20 protein-coding genes are annotated in these 22,389 nt (G+C 42.1%); 13 read left to right on the top strand and 7 right to left on the bottom strand.

The annotated features are described in order from the left end of the window. Window positions 1–29: 29 nt before the first annotated feature. Window positions 30–2,348 carry a Fe(2+) transporter permease subunit FeoB gene (gene feoB / locus P3L40_RS01085; protein WP_136134110.1) on the top strand — a complete coding sequence of 773 codons (2,319 nt, stop codon included), beginning with the start codon at window positions 30–32 and terminating at the stop codon, window positions 2,346–2,348. An 11-nt stretch (window positions 2,349–2,359) separates the two neighbouring features. Next, on the top strand, window positions 2,360–2,593 hold the full coding sequence (locus P3L40_RS01080) for a FeoC-like transcriptional regulator (RefSeq protein ID WP_004262872.1): 234 nt from the start codon (window positions 2,360–2,362) through the stop codon (window positions 2,591–2,593). A gap of 48 nt (window positions 2,594–2,641) precedes the next feature. On the opposite strand, the gene bioH is transcribed toward P3L40_RS01080, so the two are convergent. Then, window positions 2,642–3,421, bottom strand: coding sequence for a pimeloyl-ACP methyl ester esterase BioH (bioH, locus tag P3L40_RS01075; RefSeq protein ID WP_036958605.1), 780 nt, complete (start codon window positions 3,419–3,421; stop codon window positions 2,642–2,644). A 53-nt stretch (window positions 3,422–3,474) separates the two neighbouring features. Here bioH and P3L40_RS01070 point away from each other — a divergent pair, with 53 nt between their 5' ends. From P3L40_RS01070 to P3L40_RS01040, 7 genes are all read left to right on the top strand, one after another. Further along, window positions 3,475–4,158, top strand: a complete 684-nt coding sequence (locus P3L40_RS01070) for a DNA utilization protein GntX (protein WP_136134111.1) — start codon at window positions 3,475–3,477, stop codon at window positions 4,156–4,158. A 63-nt stretch (window positions 4,159–4,221) separates the two neighbouring features. After that, entirely contained in the window at window positions 4,222–4,800 is a 579-nt protein-coding gene (gene nfuA / locus P3L40_RS01065) for a Fe-S biogenesis protein NfuA (RefSeq protein ID WP_004266130.1), read from the top strand. Between the two features lie 88 nt (window positions 4,801–4,888). Next, a complete protein-coding gene (gene glpE / locus P3L40_RS01060; protein ID WP_004262879.1) occupies window positions 4,889–5,212 on the top strand; it encodes a thiosulfate sulfurtransferase GlpE in 324 nt (107 codons plus the stop codon). 16 nt (window positions 5,213–5,228) lie between these two features. Beyond that, window positions 5,229–6,074, top strand: a complete 846-nt coding sequence (gene glpG, locus P3L40_RS01055) for a rhomboid family intramembrane serine protease GlpG (protein WP_036958607.1) — start codon at window positions 5,229–5,231, stop codon at window positions 6,072–6,074. A gap of 28 nt (window positions 6,075–6,102) precedes the next feature. Then, on the top strand, window positions 6,103–6,861 hold the full coding sequence (locus P3L40_RS01050; RefSeq protein ID WP_004262881.1) for a DeoR/GlpR family transcriptional regulator: 759 nt from the start codon (window positions 6,103–6,105) through the stop codon (window positions 6,859–6,861). 293 nt (window positions 6,862–7,154) lie between these two features. Further along, window positions 7,155–8,660 (top strand): glycerol-3-phosphate dehydrogenase, encoded by a 1,506-nt coding sequence (gene glpD / locus P3L40_RS01045; protein ID WP_112307981.1) that lies wholly within the window; start codon window positions 7,155–7,157, stop codon window positions 8,658–8,660. 333 nt (window positions 8,661–8,993) lie between these two features. Next, complete coding sequence (locus tag P3L40_RS01040) at window positions 8,994–10,565, top strand: ATP-binding cassette domain-containing protein (RefSeq protein WP_210852442.1); 1,572 nt, start codon at window positions 8,994–8,996, stop codon at window positions 10,563–10,565. Between the two features lie 42 nt (window positions 10,566–10,607). Here P3L40_RS01040 and P3L40_RS01035 read toward each other — a convergent pair whose 3' ends face one another. Genes P3L40_RS01035 through P3L40_RS01025 form a run of 3 tightly spaced genes read right to left on the bottom strand, consistent with a single transcriptional unit; the run spans window position 10,608 to window position 12,057 of the window. After that, window positions 10,608–11,132 (bottom strand): DUF2569 family protein, encoded by a 525-nt coding sequence (locus tag P3L40_RS01035; protein ID WP_004262888.1) that lies wholly within the window; start codon window positions 11,130–11,132, stop codon window positions 10,608–10,610. Window positions 11,133–11,150: 18 nt separating this feature from the next. Next, a complete protein-coding gene (locus P3L40_RS01030; RefSeq protein WP_036958629.1) occupies window positions 11,151–11,504 on the bottom strand; it encodes a DUF488 domain-containing protein in 354 nt (117 codons plus the stop codon). A 40-nt stretch (window positions 11,505–11,544) separates the two neighbouring features. Further along, window positions 11,545–12,057: a DUF2569 domain-containing protein gene (locus P3L40_RS01025; protein WP_004262890.1), complete on the bottom strand. Its 513-nt coding sequence runs from the start codon at window positions 12,055–12,057 to the stop codon at window positions 11,545–11,547. A gap of 151 nt (window positions 12,058–12,208) precedes the next feature. Here P3L40_RS01025 and P3L40_RS01020 point away from each other — a divergent pair, with 151 nt between their 5' ends. Then, entirely contained in the window at window positions 12,209–13,108 is a 900-nt protein-coding gene (locus P3L40_RS01020) for a DNA-3-methyladenine glycosylase family protein (RefSeq protein ID WP_112307983.1), read from the top strand. A 63-nt stretch (window positions 13,109–13,171) separates the two neighbouring features. On the opposite strand, the gene poxB is transcribed toward P3L40_RS01020, so the two are convergent. Then, complete coding sequence (gene poxB / locus P3L40_RS01015) at window positions 13,172–14,896, bottom strand: ubiquinone-dependent pyruvate dehydrogenase (RefSeq protein ID WP_004262892.1); 1,725 nt, start codon at window positions 14,894–14,896, stop codon at window positions 13,172–13,174. Window positions 14,897–15,718: 822 nt separating this feature from the next. On the opposite strand from poxB, the gene proP reads away from it, so the two are divergent. From proP to P3L40_RS01000, 3 genes are all read left to right on the top strand, one after another. Beyond that, window positions 15,719–17,221, top strand: coding sequence for a glycine betaine/L-proline transporter ProP (gene proP / locus P3L40_RS01010; RefSeq protein ID WP_096863534.1), 1,503 nt, complete (start codon window positions 15,719–15,721; stop codon window positions 17,219–17,221). A 232-nt stretch (window positions 17,222–17,453) separates the two neighbouring features. Beyond that, the gene (phrB, locus tag P3L40_RS01005) at window positions 17,454–18,896 is read left to right on the top strand and encodes a deoxyribodipyrimidine photo-lyase (RefSeq protein WP_210852443.1); all 1,443 of its coding nucleotides are present in this window, start codon (window positions 17,454–17,456) and stop codon (window positions 18,894–18,896) included. 79 nt (window positions 18,897–18,975) lie between these two features. Further along, entirely contained in the window at window positions 18,976–19,287 is a 312-nt protein-coding gene (locus tag P3L40_RS01000) for a monooxygenase (RefSeq protein ID WP_210852444.1), read from the top strand. 4 nt (window positions 19,288–19,291) lie between these two features. Here P3L40_RS01000 and P3L40_RS00995 read toward each other — a convergent pair whose 3' ends face one another. Both P3L40_RS00995 and paaZ read right to left on the bottom strand, forming a co-directional pair. Further along, the gene (locus P3L40_RS00995; RefSeq protein ID WP_196724738.1) at window positions 19,292–20,053 is read right to left on the bottom strand and encodes a class I SAM-dependent methyltransferase; all 762 of its coding nucleotides are present in this window, start codon (window positions 20,051–20,053) and stop codon (window positions 19,292–19,294) included. Between the two features lie 98 nt (window positions 20,054–20,151). Then, window positions 20,152–22,215 carry a phenylacetic acid degradation bifunctional protein PaaZ gene (gene paaZ, locus P3L40_RS00990; RefSeq protein WP_210852445.1) on the bottom strand — a complete coding sequence of 688 codons (2,064 nt, stop codon included), beginning with the start codon at window positions 22,213–22,215 and terminating at the stop codon, window positions 20,152–20,154. Window positions 22,216–22,389 lie beyond the last annotated feature (174 nt).

Below are 22,389 nucleotides of genomic sequence, written 5' to 3'. Positions count from 1 at the left end.
GTATTTCTTTTTTATTATTGGCAAACACTATGAAACGTTTAACCATCGGCTTAATTGGTAACCCCAATGCAGGCAAAACGACCTTATTCAACCAGCTCACAGGGTCAAGACAGCGTGTCGGTAACTGGGCTGGGGTCACTGTTGAACGAAAAGTCGGTCGCTTCCATACAGATGACCATAAAATCGAGCTCGTTGACCTACCTGGCACCTATTCTCTGACCACGATTTCCGAACAAACCTCTCTCGACGAACAAATCGCCTGCTACTTTATTTTAAGTGGTGAGGCAGACATGCTCATTAATGTTGTCGATGCGTCTAATTTAGAACGTAACCTTTATCTGACATTACAATTAGTCGAGTTAGGCGTTCCATGTATTGTCGCCTTGAATATGTTGGATATCGCTCAAAGCCAACATATTGATATTAATATCGCTGAATTAGAAAAACAGCTCGGCTGCCCTGTGATCCCAATGGTTTCAACTCGAGCAACTGGTATCGATAAACTGAAAAAAGCCATTGATACACATCCACAAAATAGCCAGCAAGCCCTTGTGGAATATCCACCCCAATTATTACAGGCAGTGGATTCATTATCTGAACAAATTTCAGCACAACAATTTAGCCACCAGCAACGCCGCTGGTTAGCATTACAGATCCTCGAAGGGGATATTTATAGTCGCCAACGCGCTGAAGTATCTGAAGGGCAATTACTGGCGATACGCCAAACACTGAAAGAAAGCTTAAACGAAGAACCTGAATTACTCATTGCCGACGCACGTTATCAATCTATTGCCACAATTTGCAATGCTGCGATTAACAATAGTGCCGCTGAACCAAATCGACTAACACAATCACTGGATAAATTTATTCTGAGCCGTTGGCTCGGCGTACCAATTTTCTTGTTTGTGATGTATTTGATGTTCGTCTTAGCCATCAACATTGGCGGCGCCTTACAACCCTTCTTTGAAGGCGCATCAGAAGCGATATTTATCCATGGAATTCAATGGTTAGGAGATTATTTCAGCTTCCCTGATTGGCTAACTATTTTCCTTGCTCAAGGTGTTGGTGGCGGTATTAACACGGTTTTACCGTTAGTGCCACAAATCGGGATGATGTACCTGTTCCTTTCAATACTGGAAGACTCGGGCTATATGGCGCGAGCGGCTTTCGTAATGGACCGCCTCATGCAAGCACTAGGTTTACCGGGTAAATCCTTCGTGCCTTTGATTGTCGGTTTTGGTTGTAACGTACCATCCATTATGGGTGCCCGCACGTTAGACGCACCTCGTGAAAGACTAATTACTGTATTAATGGCTCCGTTTATGTCTTGTGGGGCAAGACTGGCCATTTTCGCCGTTTTTGCTGCCGCTTTCTTTGGCAAAAATGGGGCAAGTGTGGTCTTTTCTCTCTATATTTTAGGGATTGTTGTCGCTATCTTAACTGGGTTACTACTAAAACATACCCTCATGCGTGGCGAAGCCTCTCCATTTATCATGGAACTTCCGGTTTACCATGTGCCACACATCAAAACACTACTGATTCAAACATGGCAACGCCTCAAAGGCTTCGTGGTACGTGCAGGTAAAGTCATTATCGTTGCCAGTATCTTTATTGGTGCATTAAATAGCTTTTCTTTCTCTGGTAAGCCTGTTGATAATATTAATGACTCCGCACTGGCTTCTGTCAGTAAAGTCATAACCCCTGCTTTACAACCTATTGGCGTGCATGCTGATAACTGGCAAGCGACCGTTGGGTTGATTACCGGGGCAATGGCCAAAGAGGTGGTAGTGGGAACACTAAACACCCTGTATACCGCTGAAGCCATTATATCTGAGCCGTTTGATGCAGAATCTTTCAATTTATGGGAAGAACTGGGAGATGCGGTTTCTGAAACTTGGGATAGCTTAAAAGAAACCTTTACCTTAAGCGCGTTATCAAACCCTATCGAAGCTAGTAAAGGCGATGGAGAGATGGAATCCGGCTCAATGGGAACCATGGCAGCAAAATTTGGTTCAGGAATTGCAGCTTACAGCTACCTCATCTTCGTCTTGCTGTATGTGCCTTGCGTCTCGGTGATGGGGGCTATCGCACGTGAAACCAATAAAAGCTGGATGAGTTTCTCCATTCTGTGGGGTTTAAATGTGGCTTATAGTCTTGCAGCTCTATTTTACCAAACAGCGACTTTCAGCGAACACCCACAAAGTAGCTTGATTACCATTACTGCGGTTATCCTGTTCAACCTTGCCTTGTTTATATTCTTACGTCGCATGCGTAGCCGCGTAACCTTGAATATCAAGAGCAAAACCGCAGAGCAATGCTCTGGCTGTTCAAGAGATGCTTGCCACTAAGGAATGAAACGATGACCAGCTTGCTACAAATAAGAGATTTAATCGCCTTATATGGGCAAGCTGACATCGCACTACTTAGTGAGCAGCTAAATACGCCAATCCCATTAATTAAAGCAATGGTTGAGAAGCTAGTCAGTTTAGAAAAAATTGAACAAGTCGATATCAGTGCTTGTTTAACAGGCAGTAGCTGTAAAGGTTGCCCTGAAAGCACTGATTGCGCTCATTTTGTGTATAAAATCAAATAATAGAGACACCACAAAAAATCAGCCCCAAATTAGGCTGATTTTTTTTATTTATTCCTCGGTACGACTTTGAAAATCCAACAAGTATTCGCAAAACTCATCAGGATGAGAAATAAATGGCGCGTGAGCGCTATTGCGCATAATCACGGATGGCGAATTCGGATACAGCTCATCTAAAATAGGCACTATTTTGCGCGGTACCAAGCCATCGAGATAACCATAAATGCGCAAGAAAGGAATAGGTAACTGTTTTAATTCATCCCGCAAATCTTCGGTACGTAATGATTCAAGCCCTGCATTTAGTGTTTCAACAGTTGGAATAGGCTGCTCAAGTACCACAGATTTCAAAGTTTTTGCATCATTTCTTGCACTTTCAGTGCCTAAAGTTTGCAATGCTAAAAAACGCTCGACGGTGCGATGAAAATCAGCCGAAAGTTGCTGCTCGAAACCTAATAAAACCTCTGGCCGGATCCCTGCCCAACCGTTTTCTTCTGCTTTAAAGCATGGGGAAGAAGCAACGGTAATTAACCCTTTGACTTCATAAGGATGGTCAAGCGCAATACGGCTTGCAACTAGCCCACCAAGTGACCAACCGAGCCAAATCGCGTTTTTAGGAGCTTGTTCCCACAAAATATTCGCCATCGATTGAATATTCATGGGGGAGAACCCTTGGCTACGTCCGTACCCCGGCAAGTCAACCAAATGAACCCGAAAGTGCGAAGCGATTCGCGGAATAATTGTTTGCCAGACTTGTGCATTCAATCCCCATCCGTGCAGCAACACAAGATCTTGTTTACCTTCACCAACGGTCTGCCAATATAACTTTGCCATCGTTACACTCTCTTCATTCATTTATTCGTCAACTCGTTTAACAGGACTCTACTATGCTAACAATGGAGGGGGGCTGCTGGCTATGCCATCAATCACTAAAATTACCTCATCAAGGTGTTTGTAGTTTTTGTCTCGAAGGATTGCCTAAAATGCCAACCTGCTGTTTGCGCTGTGCTTTACCCTGTGAACAGCCTACCATAGAGTGCGGTCGCTGCCTAAAAACCCCTCCTACATGGCAGAGAATTATCACTGTAACCCCATACCAAGCCGCTTTGCGCATGTTAATCCATCGGTTTAAATTTCAAAAACAACCTCAACTTGCTTTTACTCTAGCTCGTATCTTTGCGTTATTTTGGCTCACGGGTTACCGCCAACAAAAATGGCACAAACCGGACTTAATTGTCACAATTCCATTGCATCGCCGCCGTCTGTGGTGGAGAGGATTTGACCACATGGCATTAATAGGCGAAAATTTATCCAGATGGTTAAATATCCCCTATTCGCAAAATTCATTATCGCGTAGTCGTGCTACACTGGCACAGACAACACTAAAACGTGAGTATCGCCGAAACAACCTAAAGGGAGCATTTACCTTAAACGACTCGGTTTCAAACCTACATGTTGCTGTTATTGATGATGTTATTACAACAGGTTCCACGATGAATGCCGCAGCACAATTGTTGATTTGTGCGGGAGCACGTACTGTTGATGCATGGTCACTGTGTCGCACCTTGTAGGAAAGGGGTAAATGGGCGTATTATAACCAACTAAAGCAGTCAACTATTATTGAGCAAATGATTATGATTAATATTACTGAAGCAGCACAGGCTCATTTTGCCAAGTTGTTGGAAAATCAAGAGCCAGGAACTCAAATCCGTGTTTTTGTTATCAACCCAGGCACACCAACCGCAGAATGCGGTGTGTCATACTGCCCTCCGGGTGCCGTTGAAGCAACAGATAAAGAACTAAAGTTCGAGAAATTATCTGCTTATGTTGATGAAATTAGCGCTCCATTCTTGGATGATGCCGAGATTGACTTCGTTACCGACCAACTAGGCTCACAACTGACGTTAAAAGCGCCGAACGCCAAAATGCGTAAAGTCTCTGATGACGCACCATTAATTGAGCGTGTTGAGTATGTTTTACAGTCACAAATTAACCCACAACTTGCCAGCCACGGTGGCCGTGTTTCCCTGATGGAAATCACCGATGAAGGCTTTGCAATTCTGCAATTTGGTGGCGGCTGTAACGGTTGTTCAATGGTCGATGTCACGCTTAAAGAAGGTATCGAAAAAGAACTTCTCAAAATGTTTGAAGGTGAGCTAAAAGGCGTTAAAGACCTGACTGAACACCAACGTGGCGAGCACTCTTTCTACTAATCAATACCACGAATATTTGGCACTCTGTTTTTACGAGTGCCTATTATTTAACCTTTAATGGGTTGTTACCTACTGTATTCGGTATTTTATGGACCATTTTGAAACACTAACACCAGAACAAGCCTATCAACATTGGTTAGACGGCACGGCCATACTGGTAGATGTACGAGACCCACAAAGTTTCCGTGCAGGCCATGCTAGTGGAGCCTATCACCTCACCAATGAGTCACTGAGCCAATTTTTAGAACAAACGGATTACGAACAACCTGTTATGGTGATGTGCTACCATGGGCACAGTAGCCAAGGTGCTGCACAATATCTGATCAACATTGGCTTTGAATCTGTATATAGCATCAATGGTGGATTTGAAGCATGGTTAAGGGAATATCCACAAGCCGTTACGGCTCTCTAGATGAGAAAACGCATTCATGATCCACATCACCTCCTTTGCTAATCCCAGAATGGCGCAAGCCTTTGTTGACTATATGGCTAGCAAAAATATTCACTTAAAAATAAAGCCATCACAGGAACAAGCTGTCTTTGAGCTTTGGCTAGAAGATGAGCAACTTCAACCTCAAGTCCAAAAAGAATTAGATATTTTTCTACAAGACCCAAATCACCCTCGCTACCTAGAAGCCAGTTGGCACACGGGAAGCGCAGATACCCAGTTTCAATATCGCAATTACCTAACTTGGGGTTACCTTAAAGAACAATCTGGCCCTTTAACTATCGCTGTTATTTTGTTGTCGATTGTTGTATATCTTTGGGTAGAAATGACTGATGCACGAGAAGTTCTACGTTATTTGGCATGGCCTATTGGCGACCAACAAACGGAACTTTGGCGTTGGTTTAGTCCTGCATTGGTGCACTTTTCGCTATCACATATTGGTTTCAACCTTGCGCTCTGGTGGTTTTTGGCTGGGCAAGTAGAACGAAAGCTCGGAACGGGTAAATTATTCACTATCTTACTGGTCTCAGCGCTGTTTAGTAACTGGGGGCAGTCGCTGTTTAGTGAAAACAACTTTGGCGGCTTATCTGGTGTCGTCTATGCCCTTGTCAGCTATGTGTGGTTAACGGGTGAACGTCGTCCCGAAAGTGGCATCAGTGTTCCTCGAGGGTTAATGATATTCTCGATTATCTGGCTTTTTTTCGGTTACTTCGATGTTTTAGGTATGCATATTGCCAATGCCGCACATACTTCAGGGTTAATTATCGGCTTATTGATGGGAGTATGGGATAATAGGCACAGTTTTAAACACCAGAGCTCCAGATAAAACATTTTAATAATTAGAGGCTAACGCTGTGAAACAAACCCAGAGACATGATGCAATAGTTGAGCTTGTGCGTCTTCAGGGATATGTCAGTACTGAAGAACTCGTCGAACACTTTGAGGTTAGCCCTCAAACGATCCGTCGAGACCTCAATGACCTCGCTGAACAGAATAAAATTCAGCGGCACCACGGTGGCGCAGCACTGCCTTCAAGTTCTGTGAATGCAGCTTATAATGACCGTAAAATCATGTGGTCAGATGAAAAAGCGCGTATCGCGCAACATGTTGCAAGCCAGATCCCTGATGGTGCGACACTATTTATTGATATTGGTACAACCCCTGAAGCGGTTGCTCATGCGCTGGTTAACCATAAAAACCTACGTGTGGTGACCAATAATCTTAACGTCGCCACCTTGCTGATGCCAAAAGAAGACTTCCGCCTAATTTTAGCGGGAGGTGAAGTACGATCACGGGATGGCGGTATTGTCGGTGAAGCGACCCTCGATTTTATTTCCCAATTTAGGTTAGATTACGGCATTTTGGGTATCAGTGGTATTGATATGGATGGCTCATTACTTGAGTTCGATTACCACGAAGTTCGTACCAAACGCGCGATTATTGAAAATTCACGTTGTGTCATGCTTGTCACCGATCATTCTAAATTTGGTCGTAACGCGATGGTTAATCTGGGTAATATGAATCTAATTGACTATTTATTTACTGATAAACAGCCACCAGACAGCATTCTCAAAGTGATTGAGCAACATAATGTTCAATTAGAGCTTTGTTAATCAAATAGTTACCTTCATGATGGTAGTCCCAGCTACCATCATGTTCATTAGTCCCCTTTCCCAGCATAGTCCCCCACCTTACAGGTATTTTTTTCTTTTTCGCGCGAAACCCTCTTTTCCCTCTTGTAAATAACAATACTTTATATGTGGGTATTGAAAAAAAATTGTTACCAATATCACGCAGTTGTTATTTTTTTCATTAATAATAGTTGGCATCACTATCTATTTTGACTACAATCAAATGAGCGAAAACGAACATTATTGAAAGTGTTTCGAACATCTCAGGGGGATGCATGGAAACTAAAGACTTGATTGTCATCGGCGGCGGGATCAACGGCGCTGGAATTGCAGCAGATGCTGCAGGTCGTGGATTATCGGTATTACTGCTCGAAGCTCAAGACTTGGCAAGTGCGACTTCATCTGCGAGTTCTAAACTCATTCATGGTGGTTTACGTTATTTAGAGCATTATGAATTTAGATTAGTCAGCGAAGCTTTGGCAGAACGTGAAGTGCTATTACGATTAGCACCGCATATTGCCTTCCCAATGCGCTTCCGCTTACCTCATCAGCCTCATTTACGTCCAGCTTGGATGATCCGTATTGGCCTATTCTTATATGACCATTTAGGCAAACGTGTCAGCTTACCAAGTAGTAAAGGGCTGAAATTCAACCAAAATTCTGTACTAAAACCTGAACTAACAAAAGGTTTTGAATATTCCGATTGTTGGGTTGATGATGCGCGTTTAGTTGTGTTAAACGCTCAAGAAGTGGTACGCAAGAGTGGTGAGGTTCGTACTCGCACAAAAGTGACTCGCGCTTACCGTGAAAACGGCTTATGGGTTGTTGAAGCTCAGGACTTACGTACAGGCGAAACCCATACATGGAAAGCAAAAGGGTTGGTTAACGCCACAGGACCTTGGGTAAAAGAGTTCTTTGATGATGGGCTGAAATTAAAATCACCTTATGGTATTCGCCTAATCAAAGGGAGCCATATTGTCGTTCCGCGTGCTCATGATGAACCACAAGCGTACATCTTACAAAATGAAGATAACCGTATTGTATTTGTTATCCCGTGGATGGATGAATTTTCTATCATCGGCACCACTGACGTAGAATACAAAGGCGACCCGAAAGACGTCAAAATTGATGAAAACGAAGTTAACTATTTACTGAAAGTGTATAACGATCACTTCAAAAAACAGTTAACCGTGAGTGATATTGTTTGGGACTATTCAGGTGTTCGCCCACTATGCGACGATGAATCGGACTCACCACAAGCCATTACTCGTGATTACACATTGGATATTCACGATGAACAAGGCCAAGCGCCATTGTTATCTGTATTTGGCGGTAAATTAACCACTTACCGTAAATTAGCGGAAGCTGCTGTGAATAAGTTAGCGACTTACTATCCAAATGCAGGTGGCCCATGGACTAAAAATGGTCAGTTACCAGGTGGCGATATCGAAGGTTGTGACCGTGATGGTTATGCACGTGTATTGCGTCAACATTATCAATGGCTTCCTGAAGGTTTAGCGCTACGCTTTGCCAGAACCTACGGTAGCAACAGTAAGTTAATCCTTGAAGGTGCAAATTCACTCAGCGACCTCGGTGAAGCCTTCTCTGCGAATGTCTATGAAGCAGAATTACGTTACTTAGTCAAACATGAGTGGGTAACAGAATTGGATGATGCCATTTGGCGTCGCACTAAATTGGGTATGTGGCTGAATGAAGAAGAAAAACAGCGCATTGCTCAGTGGTTAGCAAAAAATGGGTTGTCAGAGCACACCTCTGCATAATCGTAAAAATCTCGTTGTTATAAAATCTCGTTGTTAATGGAAAAGGCCAGTTGCAATTGTTGACTGGCTTTTTCTATTTTTAGTTTGTACGACTTTCAGAAAAACCCCAATCACGATAATTTGCACAAATCAATTCCATCTGTTTATAATGTACGCGACCTTACTTCTCACCCAACTTCGCAGGTACGCCTCACGATGAACTAAGCACTGCCAGAAAATATTTTCTAATACCCTTTTGGTATTCATTTTTCTGTTCCTGGCAGGCAACCGCTTTCATCGACACTTCTTGATAAGTCAACGACGTTGTCTGTCCTCATTATTTTGGAGGTGCATATGACGATAGCTTGTCACTTTTCACAGCTCAATATTGAATTTAACCAAACCGCCCTTTTTCCACCGATAAGCGGGACGTTGTCATGCCAAAAAAATGCTCTAATTGGCCATAATGGCAGAGGAAAATCGGTTTTAATGCGTATTCTTGCTAACCAATTGCGCCCTACACAAGGGAATGTACATTGGAACCTCCCCTTTATCTATGTTGAGCAGTTAACTCGGCTAACGGGCGAAACACTCGTCGATGCCTTAGGCATCAAGGAACTTTATCATGCATTTTCACGCATTGAGGCAGGAAATGGTTCTTTGGCAGATTTTGAACTAACGGAAGATAAATGGCATTTACCTTCCCAATGGCAAAGTTTATTGGACTCTGCTGGGCTAGCTATCTCAATGGAAGCTCCTATCTCCCATTTAAGTGGGGGTGAACGTACCCGTCTAGCCCTTTGCCGTGCATTTCTTCATCAAGATCACTTTTTGCTACTTGATGAGCCGGATAACCATTTAGATACGCAAAGTCGGCAATGGCTCAGCCAAAAGCTTACTGAGCATCGGGCTGGTTGCCTAGTTATCTCTCACAACAGAACTCTGTTAGGCGAAATGGATGCTATTTCTGAATTAACGGAAAAAGGCTTACACGAATATGGGGGAAATTATGCGTTATACGATACCCAAAAAAACTTGGAAATTGCCGCAATTGATGCACAAAGTGAACGCTTAGAAAAACGTATTCACCAAGAGAAAAAGCAGCAACAGGCCACATTACAAAAAGCCGCTCAACGCAAGAGACAGGGGGAAAAAATTCGCTATGGTGGGTCGCAATCCTTACTGCTACTTGATATGCAAAAGAACCGTGCAGAGAAAAGGCAATCAAATGTCGCAGAACGGCACCAACGGGTTATGGATAATCTGCAAAGCCAACAACAGGAAAACCAAGAAAAAGCTCGCTATATCAAGCCACAAAAAATGACGATTAACTATCAAAATGAAGGTAATAAAGTCACAATTTTTGCTTCTAACTTGTGTTTGCCCTACGGTTATTCATCACCACTTTCATTCACCATATACAGTGGAGAACATTGGCATATTCAAGGGCGTAATGGCTGTGGTAAGTCAACACTACTTAAAGTGCTTGCTGGCCTATTGCCATCATCTTCAGGAGAGTGCCGCCTAAGCGGTGAATTTTGCTATTTAGACCAACACCTCAACTTACTCGATAAGACATTACCTATCGCTGAAGCACTTCATCAATACCAACCGTTGTTTACTGTAGAGCAGTGGCGCACGCAATTAGGTATGCTGCGAATACGAGGAGATAAATCATTACTGCCACTACAGCAGCTCAGTGGTGGTGAGCAGTTAAAAGCAACACTACTGGCGCTCACGCATAGCCCGAACCCACCCGCTATTTTATTACTCGATGAACCGGATAACCATTTAGACTTAGATTCAAAACAACTACTTGAAGCGCTATTGCAGGACTACCAAGGAACACTCTTACTGGTTTCTCACGATGACGCCTTTATTGCAAACTGCAATATAACCCATACGCTAAATCTTTCTGATAAATAACTGTCTACTAGGCCACTGCCTAATTAGGTGTGGCCATCTGCTTTAATGGATAAACGTATTTTTGACGCGATGAGAAACTAAAAAGTAGGGGATCCATAACACACAATAGAAGCTGCCATTTATAGCGGTAATAATATTTGAGTAGTTAATTTCCAAACCAAATATATATGGGAACACAAAACGAGCAACTAATACCATTAAAGTAAACAGTACCATGGTGGTGATAAACAGCCACTTCGCCTGTTTTTTCCATTTAACCGCAGCGATAAACGTCCAAAGAAATAGAGCAATTAAAACACCATAACCTAGTTGCAAGAGGTAAAAACCTGTCGCAAAGCCTGAAATATAAAAATCAGAATCCGCTTCAGTTGCCAATGACCATGCAGTTTGTACTTGCGAGATTTCTTGCAATAGCATCGTGACCGTTTTGTACAACATATAAAACAGACCAATAACCGGTAAAATTAACCATCCACTGAGTCCCTGTAACGGCTTTTTAACTACCGGCTGAGCCTCTGGTGATATTATTGCTGGCTCTGTTTGCGTGGTTGATTGCTGAATATCCATTCAAATAACCTTTATTTACTATTTACTTTGCATTTTTTCTTCAAGAAATGCCTTGAGTACAATTGCTTGATTATGTTCTGTATTTTTAGCACTGTATAACAGTGTTAAGTCACCTTGTTTTGCTTGTGAAACCAATACCTGCCAAGCTGTTGTGTTATTAAGTTCCTGCTGATATCGCTCGATAAATTGAGCAAACTGATCTGTGTTCTGATGAAACCATTTTCGTAACTCATTGGAAGGTGCAACGTCTTTATTCCAAGAGTCGTGGTGTAAGTCTGTTTTTTTTATTCCTCTTGGCCACAGTCTATCGATAAGCACGCGATAACCATCATTATCGTCAACAGGGTCATAAACTCGTTTGCATTTAATCATCATTTACCTACCCAATAAGTAAACCGCAGCATTTTATTTATTAATTTACAAAAGTATTTTTAACACGCCTTGAAACTAAAAAATACGGTATCCAAATGGCACAAGCAATTAGAGCCCGAAAAATATCTTTGATATCGGAGGCTTCAACCTCTAAATCCAATAAAATACTTGCGAGTATAATATCCGTAACCGTCAAAACTAAAGAAAAGATCTGGAAAAAAATATAAATTTTAATTGTGAGTTTTTTCTTTGTAAAAAAGACATAACTTAGGAAAAGTAAGGTGGCGTATAAAATAACGTTACCTAAAACTTCAAAGTAGATTAGCTCTTTAAATAATGGAATAAATGAACTTGATTGTGGGTCTGTTAATTCAATCCAATATTCAATCACTTGAGCATTTTGCTCATAAATCGAAAAAGGCAAAATAATCAAGGACAATATTATCCCTAACATGGGTAAAATAAGCCATCCACCAATGCCTTTTAATTCCTGCCTTGGTTGTGGTGATGGTACCGAAGTGCCATGAGATGAACTGTGACCTTCAGTTTTCATTTACACTTCCTTATTAAACATACAAATAATATCAATACAAAATAAATAGCCCTGTATAAGATAGCATACCTACTCAACAAAAAATGAGTAACTAAATGCGCTAATTCACAATTATATTGCTAATAAAGAACAATCTGACAAGGCCATCATTATGCAAATATTTACCGCACAGTTACCACTCCCTACCAATTACCTTTATGGTGATTTTTTTGCCTTTCATTTAAGAGATCAACACAATGTCGCGGAAATAGTAGAAGAAAATACATTACATAAAGGCATAATATGGCAACAACATGCAACAAAAATGACATTGGAACTTAAAAAACAACAAGCAACGATTTCATTAGCGATTGATTCTCCATCTATCATTATCAATGAGCAAGATTTACTAACGCTGGCACAGCATGTACTTGGTTTGAAACAAAATATTGATGAGTTCGAAAAACGCTACCTTGAAACCCCAATACTTGGACAGCTCATTGAAAAACAAAGAGGATTACGAATTTATCAATCTGCTAGTGCATTTGAAGCGTTAGTTTGGGCTATTATTGGGCAACAAATTAGTGTCCATGCAGCTATCGCCATTCGTCGGCGATTTATCCAAGCCGTGGGGATTCAGCATGCTTCAGGTATTTGGTGTTTCCCCGATGTTCCACAAGTCAGGTTAGTTGATGACGAAATACTGCGCCAAACGGGTTTTTCAAAGGGAAAAATTATCGCCCTCAGAGCTCTTTGTGACGCCATCGAAAATCAACAAATTGATTTATCACAGCACGTGACTCATTCCAATGCGAATCAAATAACTGAACAATTATTACAAATCAAAGGTATTGGACCTTGGACTGTGAGCTATGCTTTACTTAGAGGATTCAACTATTTAGATGGCTCTTTACATGGAGATGTGGCGGTAAGACGTAATTTGCAAACATTACTTGCGAAATTAGAACAGCCCTCCGCCAAAGAAACGGAAAAATGGTTGGAACAATTTTCCCCATGGCGTGCACTGGTTGCCGCCCATTTGTGGCGTAGCCAGTCAGCCGCAGGTTATTGAATAGTTTTAAAAAGCCCACTTCAATAACCTGAAATGGGCTTTCCTACTATTCACAATAATGATTTAACGTAACCAGTTCGTTTTCACTAATTGAACGACTTCATCACCGCGACCACTCATAATCGCTTTTAACATATACAAGCTAAAACCTTTCGCTTCTTGTGCCGCAATTTCTGGTGGCATCGACAGCTCTTGTTTGGCGGTTAGGACATCAACCACCACTGGCCCATCATGGGCAAAAGCTTCTTTTAATGCACCGTCTAGATCTTCACTTTTTTCAACACGGATCCCTTTGATACCCGCAGCATTCGCAATCGCTGCAAAGTTAGGGTTATGTAAATCCGTTCCCGCTGTTAAGAAACCGGCCACTTTCATTTCCATGGCAACAAAACCGAGCACTCCATTGTTATGAATGATGATTTTTACCGGTAATTGCATTTGAGAAAGAGAGATAAAGTCCCCCATTAGCATACTGAAACCGCCGTCGCCACACATTGCAACCACTTGACGTTTTTTATCAACGGCCTGCGCACCAATAGCTTGTGGCATCGCATTCGCCATTGACCCGTGGTTAAAAGAGCCAATTAAACGGCGCTTACCGTTCATTTTCAAGTAGCGCGCAGCCCATACTGTCGGGGTTCCAACGTCACAGGTGAAAATCGCGTCATCAGCAGCTAATTCACTAATTTTTGTTGCAAGATACTGAGGATGTATTAACCCCTCATGACCCGGTTTAGCGAGGTCATCTAACCCTTTTCGAGCCTCTGCATAATGTTTTAAAGCGCCATCAAGGTGTTTTGTATCTTGTTTAGCCTCTAAATGTGGCTGTAATGCATCTAATGTTGCTTTGATATCACCAATCAGCCCCATATCAATATGGCAGTGGGAGCCCAAGCTACCTGCATTAATATCAACCTGAATGATTTTAGCTTCGCTTGGGTAGAAAGGACGGTATGGAAATTGTGTCCCTAACAAAACAACCGTGTCTGCATTCATCATTGCGTGGTAACCTGATGAAAAACCTATTAAACCTGTCATTCCAACGCTATATGGGTTATCCCATTCAATATGTTCTTTACCACGTAACGCATGTACTACCGGTGCTTTTAGCGTTTCTGCTAGTTTAACCACTTCATCATGGGCACCTGCGCAGCCATTACCACAGAATAACGTGATATTCTTAGACTGATTCAGCAGTTCAGCAAGTTTTTCGATTTCACTTCGCTGAGGCATAATCAGTGGCGCTTGTGGTTGATACCATGTTTCTTTCGCGGACTCTGGCGCATCTTTTAGCGCAATATCACCTGGTATCACAACGACTGATACCCCTTTATTCAGAATCGCTTTACGCATAGCGATACCAAGAACTTGTGGAATTTGCTCAGGGTTAGAGACCATTTCACAATAATGGCTGCACTCGCGGAATAATTCAGTTGGATGGGTTTCTTGGAAATAATTACTACCAATTTCGCTAGATGGAATATGAGCGGCGATTGCCAACACGGGCACTCGATTACGATGGCAATCATACAGCCCATTAATAAGGTGCATATTTCCCGGCCCACAAGAGCCTGCACATACGGCTAAATTACCAGTTAGCTGAGCTTCTGAACCCGCAGCAAAGGCAGCGACTTCCTCATGGCGAGTTCCTAGCCACTCAATAGCGCCTTGACGACGCAAGCTGTCGGTTAAGCCATTCAACGAGTCTCCTGTAACGCCCCAAATACGTTTAACACCTGCATTATCAAGTACTTTTGCAATATAGGATGCAACACTCTGTTTTTTCATAATGGCACTCTTTTAAGTCGGATGTGATACCCTTGATATCTTGCAGCTCAAAATATGAAAGGTACTTTTAGAAACATAACAACATTCAAAGTAGAATCTTGTCATACTCGCGTATATCAAACCCAATATCGATAATAGATTGATTGTAACTAAGTAAATTCCTCATTCCTACTCATCAAATTAAATATAAAACAGAACAGCACAATCCACCGTTATTATCAAAAGAAGAGGATAGCAACAAGATAAATAAATAGACGAGTTATTAACAACTTAAGCAAAACAAGAACATCATAAAAAGATGGAGTTATCTGCATATATTATTCATCACAGTCACACCATTGTTTCCACCATATTAAATCAATAACCTTATATATTTATGACAGACTAAAACTCACCAAAAAACATATACTAAATTGATTTAAAACAATTTATATTCACCTAATTGATCCCCCAAAGTTCTATTTTTTCAAGTATTAAATTCAATCGTTATATTACCAATATAAAATCCCAATAAGGCGCATGAATCAGTATAAAGCACCTACATTTTACATTTGTTCGATATTAATGTAGTATTAGTACTGTATTTTTTAACTCAAGGTGACTTTTTTGCTGTATTTTAAAGACAGACACTCTCATTATTCTACCCATTACATACCTATTTTAGCCTGTTATTTCAGCGCAACATAAAAACACTAAAAACTTATCTATTACGTAAACAACGTCTATTCTAAATAATAAGGTTTTATATTTTCCGATGTATGAAAACCCATATCTTAAGTGCTGTTGTTTCGATTATTGAAATTAAAATAAGAGGATGGTTTCATGAGATTCAAGAAGAAAAAAGAAAAACCGTTAAATATTAGTGATATTACTATTATTGATGACGGTAAACTCAAAAAAGCAATTACCGCGGCTTCGCTGGGTAATGCGATGGAATGGTTTGATTTTGGGGTATACGGTTTCTTAGCCTATGTTCTAGGTCAGGTTTTCTTTCCGGACGCATCACCGAGCGTACAGATGATTGCCGCATTAGCCACTTTCTCCGTGCCTTTCTTAGTTAGGCCATTAGGTGGTGTCGTTTTTGGTATTTTAGGTGACAAATACGGCCGTCAAAAAGTCCTTTCGATGACAATTATCATCATGGCAGTCAGTACCTTCTGTATTGGTTTGATTCCATCATATGAAAGCATCGGTATCTGGGCGCCCATTCTGTTATTAATTGCTAAGTTAGCTCAAGGTTTCTCGGTAGGTGGTGAATATTCTGGTGCAGCAATCTTTGTTGCTGAATACTCACCAGACCGTAAACGTGGCTTTATGGGAAGTTGGTTAGACTTTGGCTCTATCGCCGGTTTTGTCTTAGGTGCGGGTGTCGTAGTACTAATTTCCAGTATCGTTGGGGAAGCTAACTTCCATGATTGGGGCTGGAGAATTCCGTTCTTCTTAGCATTACCGTTAGGGATCATCGGGTTATATCTACGTCATTCACTAGAAGAAACCCCTGCTTTCCAACAACATGTCGAATCGTTAGAAAAGCAAGATAAAGCCAATATTCAAAACCCACCAAAAATCTCAGTACGTGAAGTCGCAACTAAGTATTGGAAAAGCTTGATGATTTGTGTTGGCTTAGTTATCGCAACTAACGTCACTTACTATATGTTGTTGACCTACATGCCAAGTTATTTGTCACACAATCTGAATTACTCTACTGACCATGGCGTGCTAATTATTATTGCAATTATGATTGGTATGTTATTTGTTCAACCGATTATCGGTTTAACCAGTGATAAAATTGGTCGTCGCCCATTTGTCATTACAGGTAGCGTAGGTTTAATTTTATTGGCATATCCCGCATTTATGTTAATCAACAGTGGCTCTGTAGGCTTAATTTTCCTAGGTTTATTAATTCTAGCAGTATTGCTGAACTGTTTTACTGGGGTTATGGCGTCTATTTTACCTGCGATTTTCCCAACTCATATTCGTTACAGTGCGTTAGCTATTGCCTTTAACATTTCAGTATTAATTGCCGGTGCGACACCGACTGTTGCGGCATGGTTGGTCGAATCAACCACTAACTTATATATGCCTGCATATTACTTAATCGTGATTGCTTTAATCGGCTTATATACGGGTATCAGGATGCCAGAAACGGCGAATAAGCCATTGCGTGGAGCAACACCTGCGGCATCAGATAAAGCTGAGGCAAAAGAAATTCTTAGCGAGCACTTTGACAATATTGAGCAGAAAGTTGAAGATATTGACCAACAAATTGCTGAGCTTGAGAAAAAACGCCAATCCTTAATCAATCAGCACCCTAAATTAGATTAAACATGAAAGAGCCGGTAAAACGGCTCTTAAGGTTGTTGACAAAGCGGGATAAAAGCGTGGTTTTTCCCACTTTGTGTTATCAGCCGAAAATCAATAAATTGATTTTCCTAGTTTATTTTCAAAACCTATTCGACTTGCCGCCAAACATAATATGTTTGTCAGCAGTCTGAAGAGCCGGTAAAACGGCTCTTTGTTTTAATTTCAACAAAAACTTCAACCAAGGAGGGAGGCGATGGCAGCCAAACAAGTTTGTCATCTTATCTGGTTTCGTAATGATCTACGGGTCACTGATAACAAAGCACTTTCCTCCGCCTGCGCAGACCCAAATGCAAAGGTAATCGCCCTTTTTACGGCAACCCCTAAGCAGTGGCAACAACATGATGTGGCTGAACGGCAAATTTCATTCATTCACCAGAATCTTGTTGAACTGCAGAATTCACTCGCAGAGCTTGGTATTCCACTGGTTTGCCAAACCGTTAACCATTTCACCGATGCGGCACAATGGGTACTTGATTACGCAAAGGCGCAACAGGCTGATGCCTTATTTTTTAATCGGCAATATGAATGGAACGAAAAACAACGGGACGAATGGTTAATCAACCAGCCACATGGGTTACATATTCATGCTTTTGATGACTATTTATTACTGCCCCCCGGCTCCGTAACTACCCAAAAAGGTGAGATGTATCAAGTCTATACCCCTTTTCGCCGTGCCTTCCTCACCCAACTTACCGTGACAGATTGCCGTTCACTGCGAGCCCCTGAAAAACGAGCGGCCGCTATCAACATCGATAAGGCTTTGCCATTATTTCCGCACCAGCCAATTGAAGACTCCCAGCAATTTCCTGCCAGTGAAAAATCTGCTTTGCAGCGACTAAGGCAGTTTTGTTCCCAGAAAGTCTTCGATTATCAAAACGATAGAGATATTCCTTCTATTGATGGTACCAGCCAATTATCACCTTACCTCGCGGTGGGGGTGCTGTCCCCTCGCCAATGCTTCAATCGATTACAAGCAGAAAATCCCCAAGTGTTGGATTACCCAGATAGCGGGGCGTTCACTTGGTTAAATGAGTTAGTCTGGCGTGAATTTTATTCACATCTTTTAGTTGCGTTTCCACGTCTATGCCGCCACCAACCATTTATTGAATGGACGCAACACATTCACTGGAATGATTCTTCAACCGATTTTGCAGCATGGAAAACGGGACAAACGGGTTACCCAATAGTGGATGCCGCTATGCGCCAACTAAATACAACAGGTTGGATGCATAACCGCCTACGTATGATTGTGGCTAGCTTTTTAGTCAAAGACTTACTGATTGATTGGCGCAAAGGTGAAAAATACTTTATGAGCCAACTACTTGATGGCAGTCTAGCCGCAAATAACGGCGGTTGGCAGTGGTCAGCTTCTACTGGCGTTGATGCCTCCCCTTGGTTTCGTATCTTTAACCCAACCACTCAAGGGAAAAAGTTTGATGCGCAAGGGGCTTTTATTCGCCATTGGTTGCCCGAATTGCAGCAAGTGCCCGACAAATATATTCATACACCCCATGAATGGGCTGTGATCAGCAACACTGCGCTTAATTACCCAGAGCCGATTGTTGACCATAAACAAGCTCGGTTAGCGACTTTGGCTGCGTTTGAAGCAGGTAAGCGTAATAGTTTGAAGCAATAAATCGTTTAAAATACGATAAATAGCAAAGTTATTATTTGCTTTAAGAACTACTATAACGCTTCAATCATAAGGAGCAGATATGAGCGTTATTTTACAAGTTGATTTTCCGTATCAGGGGCCATGGGGTGATGAAATGGCATCCGCAATGAATGATTTGGCGGAATCAATTAACCAAGAGCCAGGCTTTATTTGGAAGATTTGGACTGAAAACCGACAAACACAAATGGCAGGTGGTGTGTATTTGTTTGCTTCAGAAGCTGATGCACAAGCTTACCTCACCAAACACAGCGCACGATTAAAATCCTTTGGTGTTCCTGATGTTCGCGGTGAGATTTTTGCGGTAAATAACGCGCTTAGCCAATTAAACCAAGCGCAGTTTTTAGCGCAATAAATAGCTATTGGCACTGAAATTCAAACAACATCACATCTGAGGTAAATGAGCCATCTGCTTGTACTGCAAAGTGGCTTTTTACCTCATCACTTAATGTTCCTTGGTAGTGGCGGATAGCCTCAACGAGTGCCTTTGGTGTACGCATCCGTTCGACCCAACTGGTAAATTCCAGCGCTAAACGGAAACTTTGTACTCGTTGGACAAATAGCCCTGCATTATTAAACATACCAGACCATTCTCCAGCGGAATAATCACGAATGTGTGAAGTATCCCGAAGCACTTCGACAGTTTGTAAGTAAATATCCAATAATGGATGCCCCGGTGATACCACATCAATAAAGATGCCTTTTCCACCCGCTTTGAGCACTCGGCGCACCTCACGTAGTGCTTGTTCCACATCGTGCCAATGGTGTGCTGAATAACGGCTAATCACTCGGTCAAAACAATTGTCATCAAACGGTAGAGACTCCGCAGTCCCTTTGCAGGTAGTGATATTGTTTAATTCACGTTCTTGTGCATTTTTAGCCACAACATTGAGCATTGAGTCCGATAAATCATAAGCCGTCACTGACTTTACCAACGGCGCTGCATGGAAACTGGCGTGCCCTGCTCCACAGCCAAGGTCAAGCACGTCCTCGCCCTGACAGCCTTGTAGCAATTGTTGCAAAACAAGTAAGTCCTCACCTTGTGCATGAACTTGGCTGGTTAAATACGAGTTTGCTTGCTGGTCAAATTGTTGATAAACCGCTTGGTGGTGCGTTTTCATCTTTGTTTCCCTACATTCAGTTGCTAGTAACTCATCACAACAGAAAATGATTGAAAATGCACCTATTAGCTCAATAATTAATTCATATCGTATAATGACTAATGAAAATCACCTACACGACGCTCCACCAGCGTTAAAATACTGTACAACGCCACAACGGTATCATCCTGATTAAACACTTGCACATCCCATTCAACAACACCATTGGGTTTATCTTCAGCAAGTTTTTGCGTTTTTTTGATCTTCTTCTTGCACGTTAGGCGAACTTGTATGGTGTCTCCGATTTTCACCGGTTCAATAAAACGCAAGCTTTCCATGCCATAATTGGCGATTACGGGCCCAACAACTGCATCGACAAATAACCCTGCAGCGGCTGAAACGACAAAATAGCCGTGCGCAATTCGTTCACCAAATAACGACTGTGCTGCGCCAATTTTATCGACGTGAACATAAAAATTATCACCGCTGAGACAAGCAAAATTAGCAATATCGGCCTCTGTAACGGTACGCCTTGCAGTCAGTAATGTGTCGCCAATCGCTAAGTCTTCAAAATGTTTACGGAATGGATGAACCACATCAGCGATAGTATCTGCCCCGCGGATCCATTGCTTGGTAATGGCTGTTAGCATCGAAGGACTACCTTGGATGGCAGTTCGCTGCATATAGTGTTTGACTGCTCTCAACCCACCAAGCTCCTCACCACCACCAGCACGACCTGGGCCGCCGTGTACCAGTAACGGAAGCGGTGAACCGTGGCCTGTGGACTCCGCGGCTGATGCTTCATTTAAAATTAGCATCCGCCCATGTGCTCGCGCACTCACACGAATGACCGTTTGCGCGACTTGTGCATCAGCAGTGACTAACGTCCCCGCAAGGCTACCTCCACCTAAAATCGCCAACTGCACTGCCTGTTCGATATTGTCATAGTTCATTAATGTGGCGACAGGGCCAAAAGCTTCAATTTCATGTACCGCAGTCGAATTAAAAGGCTCTGCACAATACAACAACGTTGGTGGATAGAAAGCCCCGTACTGGCTATCTGCACCAATAACATCCAGCTTTTCGAATTGCCCACCACATAGGACTTCACAGCCATGGTCACGTAAATAATTCACTTTCTCTTGTACGTCTTGGCGCTGTTCTAAGTTAATCAATGCACCCATTCTAACCCCTTCCACCGCAGGATCGCCCACTGTTGTGGCAGATAAACGTTTCAATAACGCCTGCTTCACATTTTCGAGCTGGTTTTTCGGCACAATAATGCGACGAATCGCGGTACACTTCTGTCCCGCTTTCGCTGTCATTTCACGAACGACTTCTTTAATAAATAAAGCAAATTCAGGCTGTTCTGGCTGGACGTCATCACCTAAAATTGCACAATTCAGTGAATCCGCTTCCATTGTAAAAGGCACTGATTTGGCAATGATACATGGATGCGATTTTAGTTTTTGCCCTGTACTAGCCGACCCTGTAAAAGTCACCACATCTTCAAAATCGAGGTGTTCAAACATATCGCCAACACCACCGCAAACCAGTTGAATTGCGCCATCAGGTACCAGGCCGCTATCCACCATTAACTTCACCATCGCCTGTGTTAACTGTGCTGAGGCGGTTGCTGGTTTGATAATAGCAGGCATGCCAGCAAGCCATGTTGGAGCCAGTTTTTCTAACATACCCCAGCACGGGAAGTTAAATGCATTAATGTGCAGGGCAACGCCACGGCGAGATGTTAAAATATGATGGCCAATAAATTGCCCTTGTTTTGATAACGGGATCATTTCATCTTCAGGCCAAATCGTGTCATCTGGTAGCTCACGGTTAGCGAGCCCCGAATAAGAAAACAATGTGGCAATTCCCCCTTCAATATCCACCCAGCTATCCGCTTTGGTTGCGCCAGTTTGTGCCGAAATCGCATATAACTGGGCTTTATGTTCCAGTAGGTATTTTGCGAGTGCTTTGAGCATTTGCCCACGCTGCTGAAATGTCATCGCTGACAATATTTCGCCTCCCACTTGGCGACCATATTGCAAACTTTCAGCTAACGGCAGCCCTTCAGTCGTCACCGTATATAAGGTTTCATTCGTTAGCGCATGGTGAATTTTTCGCCCTTCGCCCTCACCTTGTACCCATTTTCCCATAATGTAACTTGTTAAATGCTGCATATTCCTCTCCAGAAATAAAAACATCAATTCAAATCAGATGACAAATATGTATCATAAAAATAATCATAGAAGCTAATTTAAATTTAACAAATTAAGAACAATTTTATATAAAATGCCTATTTTTATTAAAACCACACAAAAAACAACAAATATAACTCATTGTTTTTAATTTAA

Origin of the sequence: Providencia sp. PROV040, assembly GCF_032706145.1 — a bacterium.
Classification (GTDB): Bacteria; Pseudomonadota; Gammaproteobacteria; order Enterobacterales; family Enterobacteriaceae; genus Providencia; species Providencia hangzhouensis.
This window is presented reverse-complemented; position numbering and strand designations above follow the sequence as displayed.

Coding starts and splice junctions, on each gene's coding strand:
- feoB (WP_136134110.1), top strand. CDS start 30: ATGAAACGTTTAACCATCGGCTTAATTGGTAACCCCAATGCAGGCAAA.
- P3L40_RS01080 (WP_004262872.1), top strand. CDS start 2,360: ATGACCAGCTTGCTACAAATAAGAGATTTAATCGCCTTATATGGGCAA.
- bioH (WP_036958605.1), bottom strand. CDS start 3,421: ATGGCAAAGTTATATTGGCAGACCGTTGGTGAAGGTAAACAAGATCTT.
- P3L40_RS01070 (WP_136134111.1), top strand. CDS start 3,475: ATGCTAACAATGGAGGGGGGCTGCTGGCTATGCCATCAATCACTAAAA.
- nfuA (WP_004266130.1), top strand. CDS start 4,222: ATGATTAATATTACTGAAGCAGCACAGGCTCATTTTGCCAAGTTGTTG.
- glpE (WP_004262879.1), top strand. CDS start 4,889: ATGGACCATTTTGAAACACTAACACCAGAACAAGCCTATCAACATTGG.
- glpG (WP_036958607.1), top strand. CDS start 5,229: ATGATCCACATCACCTCCTTTGCTAATCCCAGAATGGCGCAAGCCTTT.
- glpD (WP_112307981.1), top strand. CDS start 7,155: ATGGAAACTAAAGACTTGATTGTCATCGGCGGCGGGATCAACGGCGCT.
- P3L40_RS01040 (WP_210852442.1), top strand. CDS start 8,994: ATGACGATAGCTTGTCACTTTTCACAGCTCAATATTGAATTTAACCAA.
- P3L40_RS01035 (WP_004262888.1), bottom strand. CDS start 11,132: ATGGATATTCAGCAATCAACCACGCAAACAGAGCCAGCAATAATATCA.
- P3L40_RS01030 (WP_036958629.1), bottom strand. CDS start 11,504: ATGATTAAATGCAAACGAGTTTATGACCCTGTTGACGATAATGATGGT.
- P3L40_RS01025 (WP_004262890.1), bottom strand. CDS start 12,057: ATGAAAACTGAAGGTCACAGTTCATCTCATGGCACTTCGGTACCATCA.
- P3L40_RS01020 (WP_112307983.1), top strand. CDS start 12,209: ATGCAAATATTTACCGCACAGTTACCACTCCCTACCAATTACCTTTAT.
- poxB (WP_004262892.1), bottom strand. CDS start 14,896: ATGAAAAAACAGAGTGTTGCATCCTATATTGCAAAAGTACTTGATAAT.
- proP (WP_096863534.1), top strand. CDS start 15,719: ATGAGATTCAAGAAGAAAAAAGAAAAACCGTTAAATATTAGTGATATT.
- phrB (WP_210852443.1), top strand. CDS start 17,454: ATGGCAGCCAAACAAGTTTGTCATCTTATCTGGTTTCGTAATGATCTA.
- P3L40_RS01000 (WP_210852444.1), top strand. CDS start 18,976: ATGAGCGTTATTTTACAAGTTGATTTTCCGTATCAGGGGCCATGGGGT.
- P3L40_RS00995 (WP_196724738.1), bottom strand. CDS start 20,053: ATGAAAACGCACCACCAAGCGGTTTATCAACAATTTGACCAGCAAGCA.
- paaZ (WP_210852445.1), bottom strand. CDS start 22,215: ATGCAGCATTTAACAAGTTACATTATGGGAAAATGGGTACAAGGTGAG.